Here is a 24,070-nt window from a genome sequence, read left to right as displayed (position 1 = left end):
CCTTCCGCTGAAGACTAACTTTTCGTCAAACGGGCGAAGCATGATTCAAATTCCCGTTTAATTTTCTCTTCGTCAAGCGTCAGGCATTCGCGGCCGCGTACGATCCAGCTGCCGTCCACGCACACATCTACCACATCATGGGCGGATGCCGAATAGACGATGTGGGAAACATAATCCGTACGAGGCAGAAAATGAGGCTGGTCGATATCGAGCGCGATAAAATCGGCCTTCATGCCCGGCTGAAGCGTACCGATATCGTCAAGCCAGATGGAGCGCGCGCCCATCGATGTGCCCATGCTTAAAGCGGCGGCGGCCGGCACGGCGGTCGGATCGCCGGATACGCCTTTGTGGATCAGGGCGGCAAGCCGCATTTCCTCGAACATGTCGAGGTTGTTGTTGCTGGCCGCTCCGTCCGTGCCTAGAGACACGTTTATGCCGGCTTTGAGCAGCTCAGGCACGCGGGCAACACCGCTCGCTAGCTTTAGGTTGCTCCCCGGATTGTGCGAAACCCCGACGTTGTATTTGGCAAGGACGGCGATCTCTTCGTCCGTCAGATGAACGCCGTGCGCAACCAGTGTCGGCCGCGTGAAAACGCCCAGTTTTTCCAGATGCTCGACTGGCCGTGCGCCATACTGCTCCGCGTTGGCTTCCACTTCTTTTAATGTCTCGGACATATGAGTATGAATAGGCAGGTCCAAATCGTGAGCGGCCTGGACAAAACGTTCAATGTAATCCGGCGGGCACGTGTAAGGAGCGTGCGGGGCCATCATCGTCGTAATGCGGCCGTTCGCGGCACCGTTCCAGTCCTTGGCGAAAGCGATCGCTTCCCGGAGCTTGGCTTCCTGAATATCGGCCGGACACAGTCCGATGACACCGCGGGTCAGGCGTGCACGCATACCCGAGTCGGATACGGCCTGGGCCACTTCATTCATATGGTCGTACATGTCGACAAATGTCGTCGTGCCGCCCTTGATCATTTCCAGGATGGCCAGAAGCGTTCCGTAGCGCACGTCCTGCGCCGTGAATTTGCCTTCCATCGGCCACATTTTCTCCTCCAGCCATACCTGGAGGGCAAGATCGTCTCCGTAGCCTCGCAGCAAAGTCATCGCCGCATGGCCGTGCGTATTGACGAGTCCGGGCATGTAGAGCTTGCGGTCCCCGCGAATGACTTCGTCATAAGTTTCCAGCGGATGCGGCGCATCCTTTCCTATATATGTAAGCTGATTTCCTTCCATAACCATACAGCCTTCGATTACGGGCGCGGCCGCGTCCCCTGTTACGAACAAACCGTTTATGATAATCGTTTTTTTCATCCGATAGCCCTCATTCCGTATAAAGTGCCGAAATCGGCAGTTATTCTTATCTTTTCAATGTACAACGTCACTTGTTTAAAATCAAGCCGAGCAAACAATTGAAAAAACGCTCAACCAGTGATTGCTTTCTGGGGAAATGTTATGATATTTTTAAGTTTGTGAGTTTAAGCTACAAAATTCTACATACATTAAACTTAACTTCACGGAATCTTTACAATCGAATCACTAGGAGGAACCGTAATGGCATCGCTTTTTAGCAGTAAAAGAGGAGACGTCGATTTTTTAAACCTGCTCATACGGGCGGCAGAAAACACACTCCATGCATCCCAGATGTTCAGAAACGCGATGATGGGAGATAAAATTCCGGAAAACTTTTTCCAGATGATCAAAGACATCGAGAGCAAAGGCGATCAGATCACCCACGAAATCTTTAAAGAGCTGAACAAAGTCTTTATCACTCCGCTCGACCGTGAAGATATTATGGAGCTGGCTTCCAAGCTCGACGACGTACTGGACGGCATTGAAGCGACAGCAGCACGTTTTGACTATCTCAACATCAGCCAGACGGACAAGGTTATGCAGGAATTCTCCGCCGTGATCGTGTCCAGCTGCCAACATATTCTCGATGCCTTCAAGCTTCTTTCCAAAAAGAAGTACATGCAGATTCCTCAACATACGGTTGAAATCAATGCGCTTGAAAACGAAGCCGACCGCCTGATGCGCGAAGGCATCCGTGAAATTTTTATCACCAAACGCGATCCTTACGAAGATTTCAAGCTCAAAGAACTTTATGAACGTCTCGAACAGACCACCGATGCATGTGAAGACGTTGCCAACATCTTGGAAAGCGTCGTGCTGCGCTACTCGTAGGCCCAGCAGTTTAGGAGGATTTCATGACGACAACAGTTCTTATTACCTTGATTGCGATCGTATTTCTCGCTTTAGCCTTTGACTTTATTAACGGTTTCCATGATACGGCGAACGCGGTAGCGACTTCGATCTCTACGCGTGCGATGAGTCCGAAAGTAGCCATTATATCCGCCGCCTGTCTGAATTTCGTCGGTGCCCTGTATTCTTCGGAGGTAGCCAAGACGATCGGCAGCGGGATCGCGGACCCGTCCAAGATCAACCACGGTGAATTTATCGTCATCGCGGCTCTTCTGTCCGCCATTATCTGGAACCTGGCAACCTGGTATTATGCCATTCCTTCCTCTTCCTCCCATACGCTCATCGGATCCATTGTCGGAGCCGTGCTGGCCGGGGCGGGAGCCGACTTCGTCAAATGGGGCGGTCTCGGCAAGATCGTGCTGATTCTGGTGCTTTCGCCGATTGTCGCATTCGTGGCCGGTTATATCATCATGACGATCATCAAATACCTGGTCATCCTGACGGGCAACAAATCCCGTTCGAAGCTGAACCGCGTGTTCAAGTTCTTCCAGATCCTGTCCGCCTGGCTGCTGTCCTTCTCCCACGGGGGAAATGACGCTCAGAAAGCGATGGGTATTATCGTATTCGGACTGGTCGCTGCGGGAGCCCAGACAACCATGGACGTGCCGTTGTGGGTGAAAATCGCGGCTGCGACCGCAATGGGCCTCGGCACTTCGATCGGGGGATGGAAAATCATTAAAACGATCTCCAAAAACTTGATCAAAATCGAGCCGATCAACGGGTTCGCCTCGGATTTGACATCTTCCATCGTCATTCAGACTTCTACGCATATGGGGATGCCGCTTTCGACCACTCACGTGATTTCCTCCGCGATCATCGGGTCGGGTTCCGTACTCCGTTTTCATGAGGTGAAATGGGGTACCGTAACACGCATGATCATCACTTGGATCATTACGATTCCGATCAGCATCATTCTGTCCTATGTGCTGTACACCGTGTTGTTTAAGTTCTTCGTCTAACAGGTAAATTAAATAGCAAGTTCCATTAAAAAACCGCCATACGGCCTAAACGGCCCATATAGCGGTTTTTCTGGTTTTCAAGACCAAAACCCTCACTTCTCTATTCAGGAAGGTAATAGGCCAGGCTCTGGAGCTCTGCCGTAAAGTCCGCATGATGCACGCGGATTTCCTCGGGTACTTTCAGAATGGACGGGGCGAAGTTCAGAATCGCTTCGATGCCCGCCTTCACGAATTGGTTGGCGACATTCTGCGCTTCCGGCGCCGGCACGGTTATGATGCCGATTCGAATGCTGGAATCCCGGATAACATCGGCCAGATGCTCCATGGGCAGAACGCTCATGTTATTGATGACCTGGCCGATCTTGTCCGGCGACGAATCGAAAATCGCCGTTATTTTCATCTGATCCCGCAAGTAGATGTTATAGTTGCACAGCGCCCGTCCCAGGTTACCGGCTCCCACGAGGGCAACCGGTATTTGGCGGTCAAGCTTCAGAATCTGCCGGATCTTCTCGATAAGATAGGTCACATCGTAGCCGATCCCCTTCTTTCCGAATTCACCGAAGTAAGCCAAGTCTTTGCGGATTTGGGCGGGGTTAAGATTCAGCTTCTGCCCCAGATCCTGAGACGAAACCGTTAATACGTTTTTCTTCGACAGTTCATTAAGAAAACGCAGATAGATCGGCAGCCGTTTGACGACCGCCTCGGATATTTTAAGTGACTTCAAGCGAGTTCTCTCCCATCCATTCCTGAATTCTCGGTACGATGCGCTCTACAGGCATATGCTCAATCTTCGGTCCCGGCAGGGAGTAGAGGAAGTGCTTCCCGTACTGCGTCTCGATGACACGCGTATCGTAAATCAGCACAATCCCTTTGTCCGAAGCCCTGCGTACAAGCCGGCCGAAGCCCTGCTTGAATCGGATGACGGCCTGAGGCACCGACAGCTTCATGAACGGGTTCTGATTCCGTTTCTTCAGGTTTTCGCTCTTCGCTTCGACCAGCGGATGATTCGGCGGCTGGAAAGGCAGCCGTACGATGGCCAGACAGGTCAAGGCTTCTCCGGGAATGTCCACCCCTTCCCAGAATGAACTCGTGCCGAGCAGCACGCACGCTTTATGCTCTTGGAAGAGCCGGGTCAGCTTGCTGCGGTTGCCGGTGTCCACCCCCTGACCGAGCACATGGATGCCGTGCGGGCGGAGATTTTCCTTCAGAACCGCGTGGGCAAGCTTCAGCATCCGGTTCGAAGTGAACAGCACGAGCATCCTCCCTCGCGTAGCCACGGCCACTTCGGAGAGTGATTCCGTGAGCGCTTTGAGGAATTCCTCTTCGCCGCTGCGGCCCCGGATCATCGGAAAGTCCCGCGGTATGCAGACAAGAGCCTGCTGCCGATACTGGAACGGCGACGGAAGCTGGACGGTTTTCAGCTTCGGATTCTCCTCTTCTTCGGCCGGCAGTTTCAACCCCAGCTGATCCGCCGAATACTGGAACGATTTATTGACCGACAGGGTGGCCGAAGTGAGAATGACGCTCTCTTTGTTGTCAAAGAAATGTTCGCGGATAAGCGGACTTACGTCCATCGGCACGGAGATCAGGTTGATCGAACGGCTTTTGTTGTACGTCCCCGCTTCAACCCAGTAAACGAAGTTATCGTCCGCCATCTTCATAAAGAAGCGGAGCGTCTCCTTCGCTGCCTGCAGTTCCTTCGCCACCCCGCCGAGGTCGGTAACGAAGCTCTGGACATCGTATTCTTCCTGGACTTCTTTCAAATCCTGCACGAGCGAATCCACGGATTTATACACTTCCTGAATATGCTGTTCCAAAATTTCCTCGAGATCCGTGAAATCGCTCCAGTTCGGGGGCAGCGAATCTTTCTTCAGACGCATCACCAGGGAACCGGGGTCGATTTGGCCGGGTTCGGAATTCGTCTGGAGCAGCTCGTAAAACTTTTCACAGAGTAAATCCCAAGCTTCCTTGATGAGCAAGGTTTTCGGGAACAGGTTGTCGATTCCGTTCATCCATGTAGCGGCCCGGTAATCGTCGTCATACCGTTGAAGCTTCGTGCGGAGCGCCGGCAGCTGCCCGTTCCGGCTGTCCTTGAACAGCCAGAGAAGCTGATTCGTCAGCCCCAGGTAGTGAAGCTCCTTGCCCAAATGCTTGCTTGCCACTTCTTCGAAATGGTGGGCCTCGTCCAGAACGAGATGCTTATAAGCCGGCAGCACCCGGTTCTCGGCCTTCATATCGGTAAACAGCAGCGAGTGGTTCGTAATGACAACGTCCGAATTGTTGGCGTCATGGCGCGCACGGTGATAAAAGCATTTTTTGAACCACGGGCAGTGCCGGTTCTGACACGACTCCGCATCGCTGGAAACGGTATGCCAGAAAGCGGCCCCCTTGTTCCCGAAATGCAGCTCCTCCTCGTCGCCGGTCTGCGTCTGGCTCAGCCAGACGACCATCTGGGCGGCCGTAATGGCGTCTTCCTTGCCCGTATCGAACTCCTGCATAGAAATGCGATTCTCGAACTTGCGGAGGCACAAGTAGTGGCTGCGGCCTTTGAGAACCGACGCTTTGAAATTCACCGGAAAAATGTCGTGAAGAAGCGGAATATCCCGTTCACGCAGTTGCTCCTGCAGATTGATCGTATGCGTGCTCACGACCACCTTCTCGTCATGCTTAATCGCGTAATAGAGGGACGGGATCAAATAGCCGAGCGATTTGCCCGTGCCCGTGCCGGCTTCGATCATGAGGTGCCGGTCGTTCTGGAAGGCTTCCTCAATTTCATGAATCATGATTTCCTGGGCTTCGCGGCTTTCGAAATGCTCGAACTTCGCTTTCAGCGCTTCTTTGACCTGATCGTAAACGTCTTCAAAAGAATCGCTCAGTTCCAGCACATCGTTCTCGTCGCGTACGGGGCCTTCTTCCCCCCAGTCCTGCACGTTCAGCGCGAACTGGCGGTAATACTGGTGAATCGATTGGTCCAAGGGGGTTTGCTGTTCCTTGAACCGGGCGATTTCCGACATAAACCAGCCGAGGTCGCTCGTCTCGGCCGGCAGGATCTGAGCCAGCCGCTGAACCGTCAATAAAGGCAGGGACAGAAGCCTGTCCAGGCTCATCGTCCAGATCTCCGCCGTAACGTCCGCGTCGCTGTCGGCCTGATGGGGCCGCTCATGTTCGATGCCGAAGGCTGAAGCCACCATGCCGAGCTGGTAAGTCGGAAGAGAAGGAAACACAATTCTCAGCATGTCTATCGTGTCCAGGACGCGCCCGGTAAAATCGGGGTAGCCCGTTTTGCGCAGGGCCCGCTGTAAAAAACCGAGATCGAACGAAGCATGATGGGCCACGAGAACACAGTCAAAAAGCAGCGGATACATCTCCGCCATAATATCGTCGACCTTAGGGGCATGCTCCACCATCTCGTCTGTGATGCCCGTAAGCTCCGTAATCGAAGAAGGTATACTGATCCCCGGATTTACCAGGGAAGTATACCTGTCGGTTACTTCCATATCATCTATAATAACGAGACCGACTTGGATAATATCGTCCGCCGGGCCCGTTCCAGTCGTTTCAAAATCCAACACCGCAAATTTCATAAGTTCAAGCCTTCTTCCTTTCTCCAGCTTCTATCCTAAGCATACCACATTTAGAGGCCCAGAGGGGAAGTTAGTTTGTCAATTCCGTAAATAAGGAGATCATCCGTTCTTATTTCTTTTCATTCGTTCGATGCTGAAAAAAGCTCCAGGCAGTCCGGATCGGCATGGTAGGCTTTTTTGAAATATTCGAGCGCCTGCTCCAGATTCCGGTTCTGAAATTGAATACAGCCCATCGCGTTGTAAGAGATGGCTTTCATCTGTTTATTTTCGGTAAGTGCCAGAAGAAGGGTGAAGTGCCGGGCGGCTTCCTCGTTGTCTCCCTGGCGCAGATAACCCATGGCGAGATAAGCCCTCGCAAGTAAAAAGTCCGGTTCGCGCGTGAGCAGAGCCTCGAATTCCCGGGTCGCCTGCTCGTACATAAGCAGCATATAAAACCCCTGTCCGCGGATAAACTCCACCGCTTCCTTCCCCTCGGCCGGATGAGGCTGAGCCTCTTCGGCAGACTGCGGCAAGTCCGGCAGCTGATTCGAATCGGAGGCTGAGGCTGAAGAGGGCGGGACGGACGCGTTTCCGACGGACAGGGTTTTTCCAAGCTTCTCCTCAAAGAGGAGCCAGTGCTCGATACAATCGTCACTAATGGCCTTTAGGGCCCCAAGCTCATCTTCAAGCTCCGCTTTTAACGCACCTTTTGCATTCGGCAACTGAAGCAAAATTTCATCCAACACTTCATTCATCGTGGCGAACAAATGTTTGAACACTGTGCATCCCCCACCTTCGGCTTTGCTGTCGTACACTCATTCTGCGTTGCCGAAGGACTTTTCATACAAGTTCTTTAAGGGTGCCAGACGTTACAGTACAGTTGCATGCATTTCCTCTTTTAGCAGTTGGGCCACTTTATTGTTTTCTCCCATGATGGCAACAGTCGGCTTATGGCGCCGCGCCTCTTCTTCCGTCATCATCGCGTAAGAAATGATGATAACGGTGTCGCCTGTCTGCACGAGCCGCGCCGCGGCCCCGTTAAGGCAGATGACCCCCGTTCCGCGCGGACCCGGTATAATGTACGTTTCCAGGCGGGCTCCATTGTTGTTGTTCACGATCTGAACCTTCTCGTTCGGCAGCATATCGACCTGATCCAGCAGATCTTCGTCGATCGTAATGCTTCCGATATAATTAAGATTCGCCTCGGTCACCGTCGCACGGTGAATTTTGGCCTTCATCATTGTTCTGAACATGCGATCACTTCCCCAGGGTTAAAATAGTGTTGTCGATAAGCCGGGTGGCGCCGAATTTGACCGCCAGCGCGACGATGAGCTGTACGGGTACACCGGCTTCCACCGCTTCCGGCTGCTCCAGCTGCGGGTACGTCAAGACCTCTACGTAATCGATATCGGCGAGAGGAGCTTCTTCGATGACGGCCTTTACGGCGCCGCGCAGGTCTTCCGCCCGGAAAGCAGCATGCTCCCGCGCCCAGGCTTCCGCAGCTTTCAGGGAACGGCTCAGAACAAGCGCCTGTCGACGTTCTTCCTCACTCAGGAATACGTTCCGGGAACTCATGGCAAGTCCGTCTTCCTCGCGTAAAATCGGGCAGGCCACAATGTCCACGTTCATGTTCAGGTCCTGCACCATCTGAGAAACGACGGCAACCTGCTGCGCATCCTTAAGTCCGAAGAAAGCTTTATCGGGCTGAACGATATTGAGCAGCTTGGCAACGACCGTAGTCACCCCGTCGAAATGCACGGGACGTGAAGCGCCGCAGAGTACCGAAGTGATGCCCGATACGGAAACGGTCGTTTTGACCGGTCCCGGATACATTTCTTCGACCTGGGGCAGAAAAACAATGTCCACGCCGGCTTCTTCCGCCAGCTTCAGGTCCCGCTCCGTATCCCGCGGGTAACGGTCCAGATCTTCGGTAGGACCGAACTGAAGCGGGTTTACGAAAATACTGAGCACGACGATTTCGCTCGCTTCGCGGGCCGCCTTGATCAGACTCAAATGCCCTTCGTGAAGATAACCCATCGTAGGCACAAAACCGACCGGGGCTTTAAGGGCCGCCCCGATCCCGGATTTTTTCTGTTCCAGTGCACTGCGCAGCAAGGCTATGCTTTGAATAACTTCCAACGTCTCTCTCTCCTTCAGGACTAAAGGTAGGATAACCGTTTATTTCACGGCCGTTCCGTACAAATACTGGAGAACTTCGTTGTCTCCTTTAAAGCTGTGCTGCTCGGCCGGGAATTTGCGGCCCTTCACTTCCGCCACATACTGCCCGATCCCTTCGCGGATGGCAAGGCCGACCTGCGCGTAAGCTTTAACGAACTTTTTGGCCGGAGCGTCCGGCTCGTAGCCTAACATATCGTGAAAAACGAGAACCTGGCCGTCACAGGAAGCTCCTGCGCCGATACCGATCGTCGGGATGGACAGTTTGCTTGTGATCCATTCCGCCAGTTCTTCCGTTACCAATTCCAGTACGATCGCGATTGCGCCCGCTTCTTCCAGCGCTTTGGCGTCATCCATCAGTTTACGGGCCTGCTCGGAATTTTTGCCCTGTACGCGGTAACCGCCCAGCACGTGAACCGACTGGGGCGTCAATCCGAGGTGGCCCACGACGGGAACACCCGCCTGGGTCAACGCTTTAACCGCATGGGCGATTTCCGCGCCGCCTTCCATCTTAACCCCTTTGGACAGCCCCTCGCGCATAATCCGTCCCGCGTTCTGAAGCGTCGTATCCAGGCTTCCGTGATACGTCATAAACGGCATATCCGTTACGACAAAGGCCGATTTTACGGCACGCGTTACCGTTTTGGCGTGATAAATCATTTCGTCCAGCGTGACGGGCAGAGTGGATTCATGACCCTGAATAACATTTCCCAGGGAATCTCCCACCAAAATTATGTCCACTCCCGCCTCGTCAGCCAATTTGGCCGTCAAGTAATCGTAAGCCGTCACCATCGAAATCGGTTCCTTGCTCGCTTTCATTTTTTGCAGCTTGACAGTCGTCATCGGTTTGCGCTCTTGCGCCATGTCAATCCCACGCTTTCTTTTTTAATGTGGAAAAAATAAAACCGTGCTTCCGTCTAAGCCCTTGACCGGGTTCTAAGCATCAAAAAAACCCTTCAGCAAACAGACTGAAAGGGCGCATAGTCAAAGAATCGTATGATCCTTCTGTCTCGGTCCTTCAGGCTCAGAGCAGAATCAGAAAACACACAAACGTACTTTATGCAATTGTCTAAAGCGTTAACCGTATAAGTGCGGTTCCGAAGATACCGCCTTACGGTGACAGTATATCAAAAAACCGGCCATTTGAACAGACGATTTAGCGTAATTCGACATCGCCGCTGTAAATTTTAACTTTGCGGCCGTCGTCCGCGATCACGGTCAGCGCCCCGCTGTCATCGAGCGAATCCGCCCGGCCCTCCACCGTTCCCTGGCTCGTTTTGACCCGGATGGGACAATTCAGCGAGACGCTCATCGCTTCCCACATGATCCGGATCGGAGCGAATCCGTTTTCCAGATACAGGTCGTACAGCTGCTCCAGCTCATTCAGAAAAGCCGCAATCATCGCTTCCCGCTTAACGGGTGAACCCGATTCAAGTGCAAGGGAAGTGGCCACCGGTTTCAGCTCTTCCGGGAAGTCGGCTCCGGTCAGGTTCGCCGTGATGCCGACACCGATTATGACGTATTTCAGCCGCTCGTCTTCCCCGCTCATCTCAAGCAGAATCCCGCTTACTTTGCGGCCCTTCACAAGAAGATCGTTGGGCCATTTGATGCCGACTTCGACGCCGCATTCCTTACGGATGGCCCGGCAAAGAGCTACCGCGGTAAGCAGCGTAAGCTGGGGAACGAAATAAACCGGCACACGCGGCTTCAAGATCAGGCTCATCCAGATGCCCTTCCCTTTCGGCGAATGCCAGTGCCTGCCCATCCGGCCGCGGCCGGAGATCTGCTCTTCGGCAAAGACCAGCGTCCCTTCCTCGGCCCCTTCCGCGACGAGCCTATGCGCTTCGTTCATAGTGGAGTCTACCGCTTCGCGGACTTCGATTTGCCTGCCCATAAAGCGCGTCCGCAAGGCTTCTTCTATATGAGCCTTCCGGAGCTTGTCAGGCTCTTCCATCAGACGGTAGCCTTTACGGGTGACGGCTTCGAACTGAAACCCGTCCTGCCGGAGGCTTTCGATGTGCTTCCAGACGGCTGTCCGGCTGCAGCCCAGCTCCCGGCTGATTTGCTCGCCGGACAAATATACGCCCGGATTGCTCCGGAACAAGTCTACAATTCGCTCGCGTACCGCCATGAGTCACTCATCTCGCATTTCTGTAGGACGGAAAGCTTCCGTCATTAAAATTTCTTTAGTGTTTTCCAGCTGCCCCAAGGCAACCCGCTCCAGAAGTATGTTCAGCGTCTCGCCTATCCAGGGTCCCGCTTTTTGCCCGCTTTGCGCCATCAGGTCGCTCCCGCCGACGGCGAGATCTTTGACGCCATAGACCGGCATCACGTGTATCCATGGTTCACCGTTTTCCAGGTAAACGGCAGCTTCCTCCGTCATAAAGAGGAAAAGTTCTTCCAGACATGCTTCACCGGCAGCCGTATGTATTTCCTCGTCCATGGTGAGGTCCCCCGAAGCTTCGTACGAGCCGGATGCACGGTGTGGCACCGCCTGACCAGGCTGTGCGGGATTCGCCGACGGCGGAGCGTCTTGCTGCGGGAGCCCAGCTCCCGCGCCGGCTTGCTGCCGCCACGCTTCGTGCAGCAGCTCCGCCGCGCGCAGCCAGCCGCGCGCAGCCTCCTTGCCGTGAGCAAGCACGGCAAGCTTGAACCGCGCGGCTGCGCGCTCCTCCGCGGACGCCGGTGCGTCCGGCCGCGGCTGCACCGCCGCAGCTTCAGCGTCACCGCGCTGAAGCTGCGCATGCACGGCGAGGATGTGCGTCAGACGCGCGATGTCCTCGCCAGGGAACGTCAGCGCGCGCAGCTCCGCTCTGACGGCTTCCGGCTGCTGCGAACCGATCAGCAGCAGCAGAACCGCCCATCTGTCCTCCTCCGCAGGGATAGAGGACAGATGGGCGATAACCGTCTGCGCATGGGGATGCCCCCATGCGGCGAAGGGCAGCGCGAGCGGAGTCTTGGCGTGCCGCCACAGACCGCTCGCGAGGAGCAGCCCCGCGGCGCGGGCCGGGTCCGCGCCGCCCACCATGCGCTGGAGCTCCGCGCGTACGCGCTCCATCGCGATGTGCCGCAGCAGAGGGGCCTGCCGCAGCAGAGCCAGCCACGTGGCCTCTTCGATGTCAAGGCCGTATTCGGCTGCGAAACGGATGCAGCGCAGCATCCGTAAGGCATCCTCCCCGAAACGTTCGGCCGCCTCTCCCACGCATCTCAGAACGCCTCTATCCATATCGCTTTGGCCGCCGAACGGATCAATCAGGTTTCCTTCGGCATCCATGGCCATCGCGTTCATGGTAAAGTCGCGCCGTTTCAAGTCTTCTTCCAAATCCGTAATATATTCGACTTCCGCCGGCCTGCGGAACCCCTCGTATTCCGTTTCCTTCCGGAAGGTAGTGACTTCGAAACTGTAATCCCCCGTCAGGACCGTTACCGTACCGTGCTGGAGTCCCGTAGGCACCGTCTTGGAGAAGGCTTCCATCACCTCTTCGGGTTTGGCCGAAGTCGCGATATCCACGTCCTTTACGGGCCTCTCCAGGAGAAAATCCCTGACAAACCCACCGACAAAATAAGCTTCATGCTGACGGGAGCGCAGCCTTTCGAGCACTCTGCGCCCTTCTTCAATCATGGTCCGGTTCTTCTCTTCCATCGTATGTACTCTTCCTTCCGTTACCGGATCGCGCTTATCTTTCCGCGCAAACTTGTTTATCCACCCGGTGCGACGGAGGCAGTTCTCTTCCCAGAACCCGGTAATAGATTTCCTCGTACTGCATCGTAATCCAGTCGTTGCAGAATGTCGTGCGGGCACGGTTCAGACAGGCGGCCGACATTTTTTCGTATTCCTGCGGATCGCTAAGCAGCTCCACCGCGTAGTCCGCCATCTTCTCCGTGTCGCCGATCTCCGCAAGAAAGCCGGTCTCGCCGTGCGTCACCAGCTCGGGGATTCCGCCCGCTATCGAACCGACAGTCGGCACTCCGCAAGCCATCGCTTCCAGGGCGACAAGTCCGAAGCTTTCTTTTTCCGAAGGCAGTAGCATAACGTCCCCCAGAGAAATAAGCTGCGCGACATCATCCTGTTTGCCGCAAAAGTTAACCCGGTCGCTAAGGCCCAGCTCTTTCACGTACGAAATCACTTTGGACAGCTCCGGACCTTCTCCTACAAAAAGAAGACGGCTCGGGATTTTTTCACTGACGCGCTTGAAAATATCGACCACGTCCGTAACCCTTTTGACCGGCCGGAAATTCGAAATATGCAGCAAAATTTTCTCGTCGTCCCGGGCGAACTCTTTGCGAAGCGACTTCACGTCCCGCGGGTAATACACCCGTTTGTCCACGAAGTTGTAGGTCAGATCAATATCCCGGGAAATATCGAGCGTTTCTCTCGTTTCCGCGATCAGATCGTTGGAAACGGCCGTAACCGCATCGCTTTCGTTAATGGCGTACCGGATCAGGTCGCTGATGGACTGATCTTGGGCGAGTACCGTAATATCCGTCCCGTGAAGGGTCGTAACGACCTTCAAATCCGGTCCCACCATCTGTTTGGCCAGCAGCGCGCAAACGGCGTGGGGGATCGCATAATGCACATGCAGGAGATCCAGCTTCTGCATCTGCGCCACCTGCGCAAGCTTGCTTGCGAGGGACAAATCGTAAGGAGGGTAACGGAATACGTAATAATCGCTGACCTCTACCTCGTGATAGTAAATGTTCCGGTGAAATTTGCCCAGCCTGAACGGCATGCTGTGCGTAATAAAATGGACCTCGTGGCCTTTTTCCGCGAGCAGCTTGCCAAGCTCCGTCGCAACCACTCCGGAACCTCCCAGGGTAGGGTAGCACGTGATTCCGATTTTGAGCTTATCCTTCATGCTCAGGTTCCTTTCTTGGACAGAAAATATTGAAGTGCAACGGGCAGCTTGGACATAAACCCTTCCGCATAAGCCATCATCCGCTTCTGTCCGAGCAGCGCGTCTCTTGCTTCCACGCGTTCCACGTAATTCTGGTTCAGGGGGGTCAGCACAATGTCCTCTCCGACCTGAGGAGGCGAGAATTGGGAACGGTAAGCTTGCAGCACTTCTTTCTTGCCGGGATAGGCGTCCGAGACATCCACTACGATGTCCGGATCAATGGTATCGTTAATAAAATAAAAAAATAGGCTCTCGACTTGAAAAGCTTCCGTTTCAGGCAAATACCGTCTAAGTTTGGCATTGAAAACCGCTTCCTGCACCAGATGCGAGCATGCGATATGATCGGGATGGCGGTCTTCCCAATACGGGGCAAAGACAATTCTCGGCTTTCTCAGCCGGATTTCCTTCGTAATCGCGTCAATCTGATCCTTGGAGCCGGCCGATAAGCCTCGGTCTGGAAGTCCGAGATTGGAGCGGAGCACAATTCCCATCGCTTCCGCCGCTTTGTTCGCTTCCTCCAGCCGGTTATCGGGCGTTCCGTTCGATGACATTTCGGACCGGGTCAGATCGCACAAGCCCACCGTATAACCCGCTCTTGTGTGCTTCAGGATCGTACCGGCCATTCCGATCTCCGCATCATCCGCATGCGCTCCGAATACGAGGATATCTACCGTCTGCATTACGCTTCACCCGGCTTGTACTTGTGGACAAGCTCGCGCCAAGCGAAATCCCCTCTGTCCAGAGCGCGGACAAGAAGCTCCGCGGTAGCGATATTCGTTGCGACGGGGATTCCCATTACGTCGGACAAACGGAGCAGAGCAATGATATCGGGTTCATGAGGCTGAGCCATCAGAGGATCCCGCAGGAAAATAATCAGGTCCATCTCGTTTTTAGCTACCATTGCACCGATCTGCTGATCCCCGCCAAGGGGGCCTGACATAAACCGGTGGATCGTCAGACTTGTATTTTCCATAATTCTTTGTCCCGTGGTTCCGGTTGCGAAAAGCTGGTTCCCGTCGAACACCTTTTCATAGGCGGTCACGAAATTGACCATCTCGTCTTTTTTGCGGTCGTGGGCGATTAAGGCAATATTTAAGCTCACTTGTAAACTCTCCCTTCCCTGCCTTCAGGGGGCCTGCTGATATGTATGGTTCGTAGAAAAGCATGAAAAGTGAATAAGAGGTAATTAGGAAGTCCGATTGAAGGAATGAAGAACAATCAGTCGATAAAATGTTCGAACCCGTAGATCATGCCTTCATAGGTCATGACTTTATGCACGGCCGTATTCACGCCTGGCATATAAGCCGCGCGCTCATAGGAATCATGCCGGATTTTGAGCGACTCTCCGTACGCCCCCATAATAACTTCCTGCTGGGCAAAAACACCCGGAAGCCGGACGCTGTGGATACGAAAGCCGTTATAATATGCTCCGCGCGCTCCTTCAAGCTGTTCCTCTTCTTTGGGGTTTCCTTGCCGAAACTCTTCGCGGTTCTGAGAGATAAGTTCCGCTGTTTTCACGGAAGTACCCGATGGAGCATCAAGCTTCTGGTCCCCGTGATATTCGATGATTTCCAGGTGAGGGAAATATTTGGCCGCCTGTGAAGCGAATTTCATCATCAGAATAGCGCCGATGGAGAAATTGGGGGCGATCAGTCCGCCGATTTTTTTATCCTTGCATTGTTTGTCCAACTCTTCGATCTCCTGGGTCGTAAAACCCGTCGTTCCGATTACCGGTCTAACGCCGTGACGAATAGCAAGCGCCGTATTGGCGACAGCGCTCTGAGGTCCGGTGAAGTCTACCAGAACGTCCGCTTTACCTTCAACCAAAGCCAGTTCCAGATCGTTGGACATTTTAACTCCGCAATCCGGAAGACCCACCAAAGATGCGGCGTCTACCGGACCGGAGGACCGGTCAACGGCAGCCACCAGCTTCAAAGAGGAATCTCCGAGTACCATTTTTACCACTTCACGGCCCATCCGTCCGCTTGCTCCGGCAACCGCCACTTTAATTACTTCCTGAGTCATCACATATACCGCCTTTCTTATCTTGTGCAGTGTTTAAGGTTTCAAATACTGGCGCAGTTTCCTGCGGTACTCAACCAGCAGTGCCGCCGCTGCCTTATTCAGCGGTTCAAGGCGAATGGCCTCTTCGGCCGCGTGTACGGCCAGGTCAAAGTCGCTTACGCCCGCGTACGCAGCGGCAAGCTTCAAGCAGGCCTCGGCACTCAGCGGATCCAGGGCAGCCGCCTGCTTCAGCAGAACGATCGCGTTTTTAAGCTGCTCCCTATCCCGGCTTTGGTCCAGACACTTGTCCGCTTCCGCAATCAGTGCTTTGGCTTTCAGCGTAGTCAGATGATACTGATAAGCTTCGCTTGCCGGTTCCAGATCATAAGCGTCGACCGCATGATCGATCGCTTTCGCGAGCTTTCCGCTCCTGGCATACGTAATCGAAAGCTTATAATGGTAAGAAGCGTTACCTGGTTCCGATAAAACCGCCTTTTCGAACCATGCGATCGCTTCTTCGAAATCATTGTTCAGAATAGCCTCGTAGGCCTTCTGAATTTCCTGTTCCCCATCCATCCGTCCATCCTCCTTCCGCCCGCAGAAGAGCCGGGGATGGTACAGCATATGAGGATTAGTCGGAATCGGTGTTTATTTTCGTCCACCTGTCCGCATCCCGGGTGTTGAATTTCTTCATCACTTTATCGTGCGCTTCCGTTAAGTCAATGCCCAGAGAATTGGCGAAGCAGATGGTAATAAATAAAATGTCACCGAGCTCCAGCTCAATCGAGTTTTCTTCTTCGGATGCCTTTTTAGGCTTTTCCCCGAACTGGTGATTGACTTCCCTGGCCAATTCCCCGACTTCCTCGGACATTCTCGCCAGCATGGCAAGAGGGCTGAAATAGCCTTCTTTAAACTGCGATATGTATGTATCCACTTCCTGCTGCAGATCCTTCATTGAACGTTCCGCCATAAAAGGGCCTCTCTTTCTTTCCAGCCTAACTTAAATCTTACCAACATCTTATTATAGACTCGTTTTTATTGCAATTTACGATTTGCGGACAACACTTTCCTTGTATGACATTTAGGGTAGAGGGAAAACCAAAGATAAGCAGCAAACGAAGTCAACCAGGAAGGCGGGAATCAGATGAAACGACTGTACAGTTTTTCACTCTGCGTTATGATGTTTTTGGCCGTTTGCGGTACCTGCATCGCGCAATCCGCTGACCGGGGCATACATGGAGAACCCGGGACGCTCGGTTATCCCGATAATAAGCCCTCATCCTACGGAACTCAGCGGATCAAGTCCGGCATCAGCGGATCCGCCGGAACGGCCGATCCGGCAGAGTATTCAAACGGCGGCGTGGGCACTAGCCTGCCCCAGCCTCCCCGAGACCCGATTCCCAAGCCGGGCGATTACCCTCCGTCCAAAAAGTATAACGTCAACCTGATGCCGTTCGATTCCAAAGTATCCGAATCCGCAAGGAGAGACGATCCGGACTGGGACTGGCTGGGCTTCATCGGTATACTCGGTTTAGCCGGATTTGTCGGCAAATACCGCAAAAAAGATTTTTATTAACGTTTTTCTTCCCATGCAAAAAAACAGGCCAAGAAAGGAATTCGGCCTGTTTTTCCATATGATCCGGCAGGAACAATCAAGTCGCCTGTGGCGCCCGGATGACAACGGACTCGAATTTCATTACAATAGGATTGGTGATTAGTGGTAAGTCAGGGAAGGAGGAGAAACCAATGGCAATGGCTTTAAAAGACAAGACAATGCCGTATTTGAAGCAGTTCTTGCCGATCGCATTCGGGACCGCCATCTTTTCGTTCGGGGTTCATTATTTTGTCATTCCCAATGAGCTGATGGAAGGCGGACTCACGGGCATTTCGCTGCTTCTGCACTATATTTTCCTGCTTCCGCCTTCCGCGACGACGCTCGTTCTGAATGTGCCTCTCTTTTACTTGGGATGGAGACATTTCGGCTCTAAAGCTATGGTCTACACGATTTTCGGCTCTCTTTCGTCTTCGTTTTTCTTATGGGTGATGGAAATCATGATCGGAAAAGGATGGATAATCCCCTTTGCCACCAAGCAGGATTATTTGCTTGCCGCGTTATATGCGGGCTTTACGATAGGCTTGGGACTCGGAATCGTATTCCGTTTTGGAGGAACGACCGGGGGATCGGATATTCTTGCCCAACTGGGCAACAAGTGGAAAGGATGGAGTGTCGGGCAGGTCATCCTGCTGATCGACCTCATCGTTATCGGCACGTCTTTACTCTACATACCGAAGGAAAAAGTACTCTACTCACTGGTCAGCGTATTTATCGGCTCCAAAATGATCGATTACATCACGGAAGGCTCGCATTCAGCCAAAGCTTTTACGATCATTACCAATGAAGCGGAAAAAGTGTCTCAGGCGATTCAAAAAGAATTGGACCGGGGCGTCACTCTTTTTCCGGCCAAGGGGGCTTTCTCCCGTCAAGAGAAAGAAGTGGTCTACTGCGTGGTCTACCGTCAGGAAATGCGGCGGCTCAAGGAACTGGTCAAATCCATCGACCCCACCGCATTCATTATTATCAATGAAGTGCACGAAGTATTGGGAGAAGGCTTCAAGGTTGACTAGAAGCCTTCTCTCTTTTTATTCCGGACGGTATCGTAACCGGGCTTTAAGCGGAACATCCGCCAGCCGGCAAACAGCAGGACGCCGATAATGAACGCGCCGACACCAAGCGACCAGAATATGGGCTCCTGCGTGTCGGGCAGCGGCAGGAATGCTTCACGATCGGAGCGTCCGAATATCCCGTCGATTGTCTTGCCGAACTCTTCCGAAGCTTGAAGCAAATTCGGTTTGTCGAGAGTCGGAGCGCCCAATCCCTTTCTCATGAACACGAGCAAGGAATCCAGCTTCGCCACTTCCGCAGGAGCACGGCTTATAAGCAGCGCCGGACGAATGGTCGACATATGCCGGTACAGCTTATTGTAGTCCAGCAGAGCTTCAAGCTTTTTCCGTGCCGCTACATTCGTCTCGATCCGTTTCAAGTCATCTTTGATCAGCTTGTAGTACTGAAGCCACATGGGCTGTCCCCGGTGGGTCAGCGCGTCGGCGGCCAGTCTGATTTTGGCGGCGGCAAAGCGCCCTTCATCCTGGGAAAAGGAAACAGAGGCATAGGTTTTCTTCGCCTCCGTAATCGTTTCCGTCAGTGCATGCAAACCTTCTATCGTAATCGAACCGTCATACGTCAGCTTAGTCGCAAGTTCTCCGAGCTGTTCGAGTTCGATTCTGGCTTCCGTCGTTTTCTCCTGTTCCGACAGCTTGTACAGCTGCTCCGCGGCTTCATTCAAGGATTCAGCCGTCTTCATTTGAACCGGAGTCATCGATGCCGCGGGAACTGCTTCTTTCGGGGCCGGTGCACAACCAACCGCCGCCGAAGTGAAGATTGCCCATGCTCCGAGCAATCCGATGATCCGCCTGCAAGAACTAAACCACATGTGGACATCCCTCCTACCACATCATATGGAGGGATGTCCACATTTAGACCTTGCGGCGCCGGTGTTTTTGATAAGGCAGATAGGCAAGTGCCGCAAGAATGCCCGCTGCGCTTAGTCCGATGGTAAACCACTGGATCGTATCCAGATGAGGCATCAGCACCTCGGAGAGTCTGGGGAAGATTCCCTTCGTATAGTCCATCCAATCGTTCGCAAACACCCAGACAGCCACCAGGAACACGGCGGGAACCGAGTAAGTCATCACCGATGCGAATAAAAGCACCTCAATCGCCATACCCAAATGAGAAAGAGTAAGCATCCAATCCTGCCAGGCGACCGGGTCTCCCAGCGCATACCCGGACCAGATCATGGCTACGGCCCAGATGCCGTATTTAAAAGAGGTCACAAGCCCGAACGCTTCAATAAATCCGCGAAGCAGCGAACGTTTACCCAAACCGACTCCGTTCGTCCGCTCATCTCTTAACAGATACAGAAGAGTTAGCGTAAAAAACAGGCTTGCCGTCGGGCTGTCCGGAACAAAGGGCAGGTACCAGACAGGCTCGAAAGCATACGTATCCATTAACTGATATTTATACCAGTAGTATCCGTATACGGTTCCTAAAGCATTAATCCAAAACAGCAGCCATAGCATAGGCCGGCTTCTCAAGAGAGTAAGCGCCTGATGCAGGGTGGCGTTATTTCTCATCGTTCTGCTCCCCTCGGAAATCCGGCTAACGGATCTCTTACACCCATTTGGTTTTACAAAAAAACCTGACCGTCTGCGTACGGTCAGGTTCTTAGACATGCTTATTGGGCTTTCTTTTGTTTAGCAAGCCAGTCAGCCAGTTTGTCCAAATCGGCATCGGTTAACCCTTTGGCGATGTTGTCTTTATATTGAGGCTGCATAGCCCCCTGGCCGTTCTTGATGATGTTCATGATCTGTTCCTTATCATGCTTGTCGCCCACACCGCGAAGTGCCGGGATTCCGTTGTTCGGCATCCCTTTCAGGTCGCCGCCATGACAAGATACACAGGTCGCTTTCTTGTAGATCTCAGCAGACGGATCGTCCGCGGCTACGACGCCTGCCGCTTTCTGCTGCTGTCCGCCACCGCCGGAAGCGGCGCCGCCAGCTGCTTTCTTCTCTTTCATTTCTTCTTCACGCTTGATGTGCTCCGGAATCGTGTTAGTCGCTTTCAATTCCAGCTGGTAATGATGCCAGGAGGTATACGTCAAGTATGCGGAAGCGATTAACGTCAGAAGCGCCAGAGAAGAAGCGATCGGGCGTCTGTAGAACCGGCGCTCTTTCCCTGTATCCAGGAACGGTGCCAGAAGAAGTCCGCCGAACATCAGTCCGGGTACGATCAGCGTACCGATAACGACGTACTGATCCGATGTATACGGATATTTCAGCAGTTGGTACATAAACAGGAAGTACCAGTCCGGAATCGGAATAAAGGATGTGTTCTTAGGATCAGCCGGGTAGCCCAGCGGCGCCGGTTCTGAAATAACCAGACACAATACACCGACCAGAAATACAACGGCAACCATCCATTCTTTCAATAGAAAGTTCGGAATGAACGCTTCGGATTTCCCCGGATAAGACGAATAATCCGGAGGTACGGTGTTTTTTACTGTTTTCTTAACACGAGAGTCGCCTACATAGACGACTTTCTCGCCATCTTTTTGTCCGTGAGCCACTTAAGTACCCTCCTTTCATTTTATAGCGGTCCGGAAATCCCCTGCCTGCGAATCATCAAGAAGTGTCCGGCCAGTAATGCGAGGAGAGCTGCAGGTAGGAAGAACACGTGAAGTGCGAAGAATCTCGTCAGCGTCTGCGCACCTACAATATCTCCACCCTGCAGGAACGTTTGAACATATTGACCCAAGAATGGGATCGATGCCGCGATCTTGATCCCTACTTGCGTAGCATAGTAGGCTTTGTTATCCCAAGGAAGCAGGTAGCCGGTGAAACCAAGACCAAGCATAACAAAGAAGATCAGCATGCCGACGACCCAGTTCATTTCACGAGGCGCTTTGTACGAACCCGTGAAGAAAACGCGGAGCGTATGTAACAGCATCATGACAATAACAAGGGATGCTCCCCAGTGGTGCATACCGCGCACGATAACGCCGAATGCTACCTGGTGCTGCAAATAGTCAACGCTTGCATAAGCGTTGATAATGTCCGGTGTATAATACATCGTCAGGAACATACCGGACAAGATTTGAATTACAGTGACAAAGAACGTCAGACCGCCGAAACAATAAACGAAAGCGGAAAAATGGTGAGCCGGGTTGACGTGTTCGGGAACCTCGTGATCGGCTACGTCCCTCCAGATCGGCGTGATATCTAGACGTTCGTCGATCCAGTTGTACATATTTTTAAACATCTGATCGTTACGCCCTCCTTATTTCGCCCTTGTGTTAGCGTGCAGCTGTCCCAGGTAGACGAATCCTTTATCGATTTTTACGTCGTATTCGTCCAGCGGAGCTGGAGCTACCGCAAGGTTTTTGCCGTCAGCGGTGTAATGCGCGCCGTGGCATGGGCAAAAATACTGGTTTTTGTACTCCGGATTGTTGTTCCAGTTAACCGTACAACCCAAGTGCTTGCATGTCGGGTTCAAGGCGAAGATTTTGCCGTCTTGACCCTTGGTGATCCATGCGGTCAGTTCCACATCGCTCTCGTACCAGCCGTCCACCTGATGGACCTGGAACGTGAAGGATGTGGGCTCATTCGTAATTTTGGCTTCCTCAACTACTTTGATCCAATCCGAAGCCTTCTTCGGCTGAAGCACCGGATCCACCGCGAATCTCAGCATTGGAGCTACCATACCGGCCGCCATGAAAGCAGTGGTACCGCCGAGCGTGTACGAAAGAAACTGGCGGCGGGACATTTGACGCCGTACTACTGGCTTCTTGCCATGGTGCTCATTCGAATTGTTGCGTTCACTCATTTCGCGTGCTACCCCCCTAAGCCATTCAATTTGTCGCATGACAAATCGAACCTATATCACGTGTCGTTCGACATTATCTTACACTTCATAGACTAGGACATTACTAATAATATCCTACGACCTTTGGGGCGTCAAGGATGTAGCCGCAAGGTCAAGGGAGTGCCTTCTCGGGTTGTGTTGTGATTTTAACAAAATTGTCACAATTTCCTCCGGGAAACACGCCATCCTTTTTATCTTTACCAAATTTTCGAATTCTAACGAATCTCTTCTGATTTTTTTGAAAACCAGAGCTGTTCGATCCGTTCCCCTATCGCTTTCTTCGCTTCCTGTCCGGGATACTGCAGCGCCTCGGGGGTAGTGTATACGATCAGATCCGCATTCTGCAGCTGCCAGGCCCCGATCTCCGGATGAGCGGTCACCACGACGACATAAGCGAAACCGACCTTCCTTAACTGCCCGCAGGTCCTTTCCACGTATTCGCGATCCGTATCCTCCGGGGTGCAGTAATGGAGGGCCGGATACGTGACGACTCTTCCTTTGTAGGGTATCTCCAGCACGTCCAGTACGTCCCTGAGGCTTTCCAGGGTGTCTCCCGCTTCCCAGGGCTGCTCCGCGCCGCCCAGCCCCGTAACGGGAAGCAGACAGGTGTCCAGATACGGCTGCAGATCCGTCCAGTCTTTTTCCGTAATTTCGCTAAACTTCATCCTTCTCTCCCCTTCCGGTCAATAGAGCTACTTTACCATATCGGGCCAAACGGTGGGTACCCTTTTTATCCGGTGAAAATCAAAAAACCCCCTCTTTCCGCAAGAGCGCATCCGCTTGGATGGTCGGCAAGAAAGAGAGGATAATGACGGGACATGCTCGGTTGCGGCAGTCCTGTTTTTTAATGAGTTTTGTGACGACACCGGCAGCCTAGCCGGGGGATTGGATGGATTTGAGTTCGGCGGTAAGCGCTAGAAATGTAGCTTCATCACCCTCGGCTAGAGCGCTGTCAATCTGTTGATAGAGATGATTTTCTTTATATTTCCGCATGGCGTCGTCCATTACCAATTCAGCGATCAGACCCAGCAGCGCTTCATTTGAAACATTCATTCTTCCCATAGGGATCTACCTCCAGGTATCGTCCGCACAATGCAGAGCAGCGATAGGATTGTATTACTTCCCTGGTTCCATCCGGTACTCTCTTCCCTTGCTTACATAGTTATCCGTCGTGCGTTTCATCCGTTCGAGATCCTGAGGTGTTAATTCCCGCACAACTTTTGCCGGAGTTCCCAGCGACAGCGTATAAGCCGGAAGAATCGTACCTTCAGTAACGAGAGAACCTGCCCCTACTAAAGCATATTCACCGATCTCGGCGCCGTTTAGTACGATCGCCCCCATTCCGATTAATGTGCCCCTGCCTATACGGCAGCCGTGTATGAGGGCACCATGACCGACGGAAACGTCGTCTTCTAAGATCAGCGGCTGGTCCGTGTTGACATGACCGATGCATCCGTCTTGAATATTGCACCGGTTCCCGATCCGGATCGGAGCCAAATCTCCTCTCAGGACGGCATTGAACCAGATGGTAGAATCTTCACCGACAGAAACATCTCCGATAATCTGTACGCCCGGGGCGATGTAGACCGAAGACGCGATAGCGGGAAATAAGCCTTTAAAAGGATGCAGCATAGCGCCAACTCACTCCTCTGGATTTTTTTCTCATCATAGATGCCGGGAGGAGATGCCGTCAACGTGGCGGCCGATTAAGGGCAGCCGCCTATCAACAGGC

At 53.1% G+C, this 24,070-nt stretch carries 27 protein-coding genes; 4 read left to right on the top strand and 23 right to left on the bottom strand.

Annotated elements, in window-relative coordinates:
- Positions 1 to 14: 14 nt before the first annotated feature.
- Positions 15 to 1,313: an amidohydrolase gene (locus ABH899_RS08505; protein WP_369995538.1), complete on the bottom strand. Its 1,299-nt coding sequence runs from the start codon at positions 1,311 to 1,313 to the stop codon at positions 15 to 17.
- Positions 1,314 to 1,553: 240 nt separating this feature from the next.
- Here ABH899_RS08505 and ABH899_RS08500 point away from each other — a divergent pair, with 240 nt between their 5' ends.
- Together ABH899_RS08500 and ABH899_RS08495 are read left to right on the top strand one after the other, a co-directional pair.
- Entirely contained in the window at positions 1,554 to 2,183 is a 630-nt protein-coding gene (locus ABH899_RS08500) for a DUF47 domain-containing protein (RefSeq protein WP_369995535.1), read from the top strand.
- 23 nt (positions 2,184 to 2,206) lie between these two features.
- A complete protein-coding gene (locus ABH899_RS08495) occupies positions 2,207 to 3,220 on the top strand; it encodes an inorganic phosphate transporter (protein WP_009675606.1) in 1,014 nt (337 codons plus the stop codon).
- Positions 3,221 to 3,320: 100 nt separating this feature from the next.
- Here the strand turns inward: ABH899_RS08495 and ABH899_RS08490 are convergent, their stop codons facing one another.
- The 14 genes from ABH899_RS08490 to ABH899_RS08425 all read right to left on the bottom strand — a co-directional run bounded on the left by ABH899_RS08490 (position 3,321) and on the right by ABH899_RS08425 (position 16,827).
- On the bottom strand, positions 3,321 to 3,944 hold the full coding sequence (locus ABH899_RS08490; RefSeq protein WP_009675483.1) for a redox-sensing transcriptional repressor Rex: 624 nt from the start codon (positions 3,942 to 3,944) through the stop codon (positions 3,321 to 3,323).
- Entirely contained in the window at positions 3,931 to 6,831 is a 2,901-nt protein-coding gene (gene dinG, locus ABH899_RS08485; RefSeq protein ID WP_369995973.1) for an ATP-dependent DNA helicase DinG, read from the bottom strand. Before dinG ends, ABH899_RS08490 begins: the two co-directional genes overlap by 14 nt.
- Before the next feature lie 92 nt (positions 6,832 to 6,923).
- Positions 6,924 to 7,562, bottom strand: a complete 639-nt coding sequence (locus ABH899_RS08480) for a tetratricopeptide repeat protein (RefSeq protein WP_369995531.1) — start codon at positions 7,560 to 7,562, stop codon at positions 6,924 to 6,926.
- Positions 7,563 to 7,652: 90 nt separating this feature from the next.
- Complete coding sequence (panD, locus tag ABH899_RS08475) at positions 7,653 to 8,036, bottom strand: aspartate 1-decarboxylase (RefSeq protein ID WP_009675514.1); 384 nt, start codon at positions 8,034 to 8,036, stop codon at positions 7,653 to 7,655.
- Between the two features lie 4 nt (positions 8,037 to 8,040).
- Positions 8,041 to 8,922 carry a pantoate--beta-alanine ligase gene (gene panC / locus ABH899_RS08470; protein ID WP_369995527.1) on the bottom strand — a complete coding sequence of 294 codons (882 nt, stop codon included), beginning with the start codon at positions 8,920 to 8,922 and terminating at the stop codon, positions 8,041 to 8,043.
- A gap of 39 nt (positions 8,923 to 8,961) precedes the next feature.
- Entirely contained in the window at positions 8,962 to 9,822 is an 861-nt protein-coding gene (panB, locus tag ABH899_RS08465; protein WP_369995525.1) for a 3-methyl-2-oxobutanoate hydroxymethyltransferase, read from the bottom strand.
- 292 nt (positions 9,823 to 10,114) lie between these two features.
- A complete protein-coding gene (locus ABH899_RS08460; protein ID WP_009675601.1) occupies positions 10,115 to 11,089 on the bottom strand; it encodes a biotin--[acetyl-CoA-carboxylase] ligase in 975 nt (324 codons plus the stop codon).
- 3 nt (positions 11,090 to 11,092) lie between these two features.
- Positions 11,093 to 12,601: a CCA tRNA nucleotidyltransferase gene (locus ABH899_RS08455; protein WP_369995522.1), complete on the bottom strand. Its 1,509-nt coding sequence runs from the start codon at positions 12,599 to 12,601 to the stop codon at positions 11,093 to 11,095.
- A 34-nt stretch (positions 12,602 to 12,635) separates the two neighbouring features.
- Positions 12,636 to 13,814, bottom strand: coding sequence for an N-acetyl-alpha-D-glucosaminyl L-malate synthase BshA (gene bshA, locus ABH899_RS08450; protein WP_009675583.1), 1,179 nt, complete (start codon positions 13,812 to 13,814; stop codon positions 12,636 to 12,638).
- Positions 13,815 to 13,816: 2 nt separating this feature from the next.
- On the bottom strand, positions 13,817 to 14,533 hold the full coding sequence (bshB1, locus tag ABH899_RS08445) for a bacillithiol biosynthesis deacetylase BshB1 (RefSeq protein WP_369995519.1): 717 nt from the start codon (positions 14,531 to 14,533) through the stop codon (positions 13,817 to 13,819).
- On the bottom strand, positions 14,533 to 14,955 hold the full coding sequence (locus ABH899_RS08440; protein WP_009675587.1) for a methylglyoxal synthase: 423 nt from the start codon (positions 14,953 to 14,955) through the stop codon (positions 14,533 to 14,535). Before ABH899_RS08440 ends, bshB1 begins: the two co-directional genes overlap by 1 nt.
- Before the next feature lie 116 nt (positions 14,956 to 15,071).
- Positions 15,072 to 15,878 carry a 4-hydroxy-tetrahydrodipicolinate reductase gene (dapB, locus tag ABH899_RS08435; RefSeq protein ID WP_369995517.1) on the bottom strand — a complete coding sequence of 269 codons (807 nt, stop codon included), beginning with the start codon at positions 15,876 to 15,878 and terminating at the stop codon, positions 15,072 to 15,074.
- Positions 15,879 to 15,911: 33 nt separating this feature from the next.
- Positions 15,912 to 16,433 carry a tetratricopeptide repeat protein gene (locus tag ABH899_RS08430; protein ID WP_369995516.1) on the bottom strand — a complete coding sequence of 174 codons (522 nt, stop codon included), beginning with the start codon at positions 16,431 to 16,433 and terminating at the stop codon, positions 15,912 to 15,914.
- Positions 16,434 to 16,488: 55 nt separating this feature from the next.
- Positions 16,489 to 16,827 (bottom strand): nucleotide pyrophosphohydrolase, encoded by a 339-nt coding sequence (locus tag ABH899_RS08425; RefSeq protein WP_218229830.1) that lies wholly within the window; start codon positions 16,825 to 16,827, stop codon positions 16,489 to 16,491.
- A gap of 174 nt (positions 16,828 to 17,001) precedes the next feature.
- Between ABH899_RS08425 and ABH899_RS08420 the strand changes: the two genes are divergently transcribed.
- Positions 17,002 to 17,433, top strand: coding sequence for a WGxxGxxG-CTERM domain-containing protein (locus ABH899_RS08420; RefSeq protein WP_369995514.1), 432 nt, complete (start codon positions 17,002 to 17,004; stop codon positions 17,431 to 17,433).
- A 170-nt stretch (positions 17,434 to 17,603) separates the two neighbouring features.
- Positions 17,604 to 18,482, top strand: coding sequence for a YitT family protein (locus ABH899_RS08415; RefSeq protein WP_369995513.1), 879 nt, complete (start codon positions 17,604 to 17,606; stop codon positions 18,480 to 18,482).
- On the opposite strand, the gene ABH899_RS08410 is transcribed toward ABH899_RS08415, so the two are convergent.
- The 8 genes from ABH899_RS08410 to ABH899_RS08375 all read right to left on the bottom strand — a co-directional run bounded on the left by ABH899_RS08410 (position 18,479) and on the right by ABH899_RS08375 (position 23,970).
- Positions 18,479 to 19,348, bottom strand: coding sequence for a sporulation protein YpjB (locus ABH899_RS08410; RefSeq protein ID WP_369995511.1), 870 nt, complete (start codon positions 19,346 to 19,348; stop codon positions 18,479 to 18,481). The genes ABH899_RS08415 and ABH899_RS08410 overlap by 4 nt on opposite strands.
- Positions 19,349 to 19,391: 43 nt before the next feature.
- Positions 19,392 to 20,051 carry a DUF1405 domain-containing protein gene (locus tag ABH899_RS08405; protein WP_369995509.1) on the bottom strand — a complete coding sequence of 220 codons (660 nt, stop codon included), beginning with the start codon at positions 20,049 to 20,051 and terminating at the stop codon, positions 19,392 to 19,394.
- Between the two features lie 101 nt (positions 20,052 to 20,152).
- Entirely contained in the window at positions 20,153 to 21,043 is an 891-nt protein-coding gene (locus ABH899_RS08400) for a c-type cytochrome (protein ID WP_369995507.1), read from the bottom strand.
- Positions 21,044 to 21,063: 20 nt separating this feature from the next.
- The gene (gene qcrB, locus ABH899_RS08395; protein WP_009675629.1) at positions 21,064 to 21,735 is read right to left on the bottom strand and encodes a menaquinol-cytochrome c reductase cytochrome b subunit; all 672 of its coding nucleotides are present in this window, start codon (positions 21,733 to 21,735) and stop codon (positions 21,064 to 21,066) included.
- A gap of 18 nt (positions 21,736 to 21,753) precedes the next feature.
- Positions 21,754 to 22,299, bottom strand: a complete 546-nt coding sequence (locus tag ABH899_RS08390) for a QcrA and Rieske domain-containing protein (protein ID WP_016423998.1) — start codon at positions 22,297 to 22,299, stop codon at positions 21,754 to 21,756.
- A 254-nt stretch (positions 22,300 to 22,553) separates the two neighbouring features.
- Positions 22,554 to 23,003, bottom strand: coding sequence for a DUF2487 family protein (locus tag ABH899_RS08385; RefSeq protein WP_369995503.1), 450 nt, complete (start codon positions 23,001 to 23,003; stop codon positions 22,554 to 22,556).
- Between the two features lie 208 nt (positions 23,004 to 23,211).
- The gene (locus ABH899_RS08380; RefSeq protein WP_009675494.1) at positions 23,212 to 23,400 is read right to left on the bottom strand and encodes an IDEAL domain-containing protein; all 189 of its coding nucleotides are present in this window, start codon (positions 23,398 to 23,400) and stop codon (positions 23,212 to 23,214) included.
- A gap of 54 nt (positions 23,401 to 23,454) precedes the next feature.
- On the bottom strand, positions 23,455 to 23,970 hold the full coding sequence (locus ABH899_RS08375; protein ID WP_369995499.1) for a gamma carbonic anhydrase family protein: 516 nt from the start codon (positions 23,968 to 23,970) through the stop codon (positions 23,455 to 23,457).
- Positions 23,971 to 24,070: the final 100 nt, after the last annotated feature.

Origin of the sequence: Paenibacillus sp. RC84, from assembly GCF_041260495.1 — a bacterium.
Lineage (GTDB): Bacteria > Bacillota > Bacilli > Paenibacillales > NBRC-103111 > Paenibacillus_F.
Note: the sequence above shows the minus strand (reverse complement) of the source record. Positions and strands in the feature narration are given on the sequence as shown.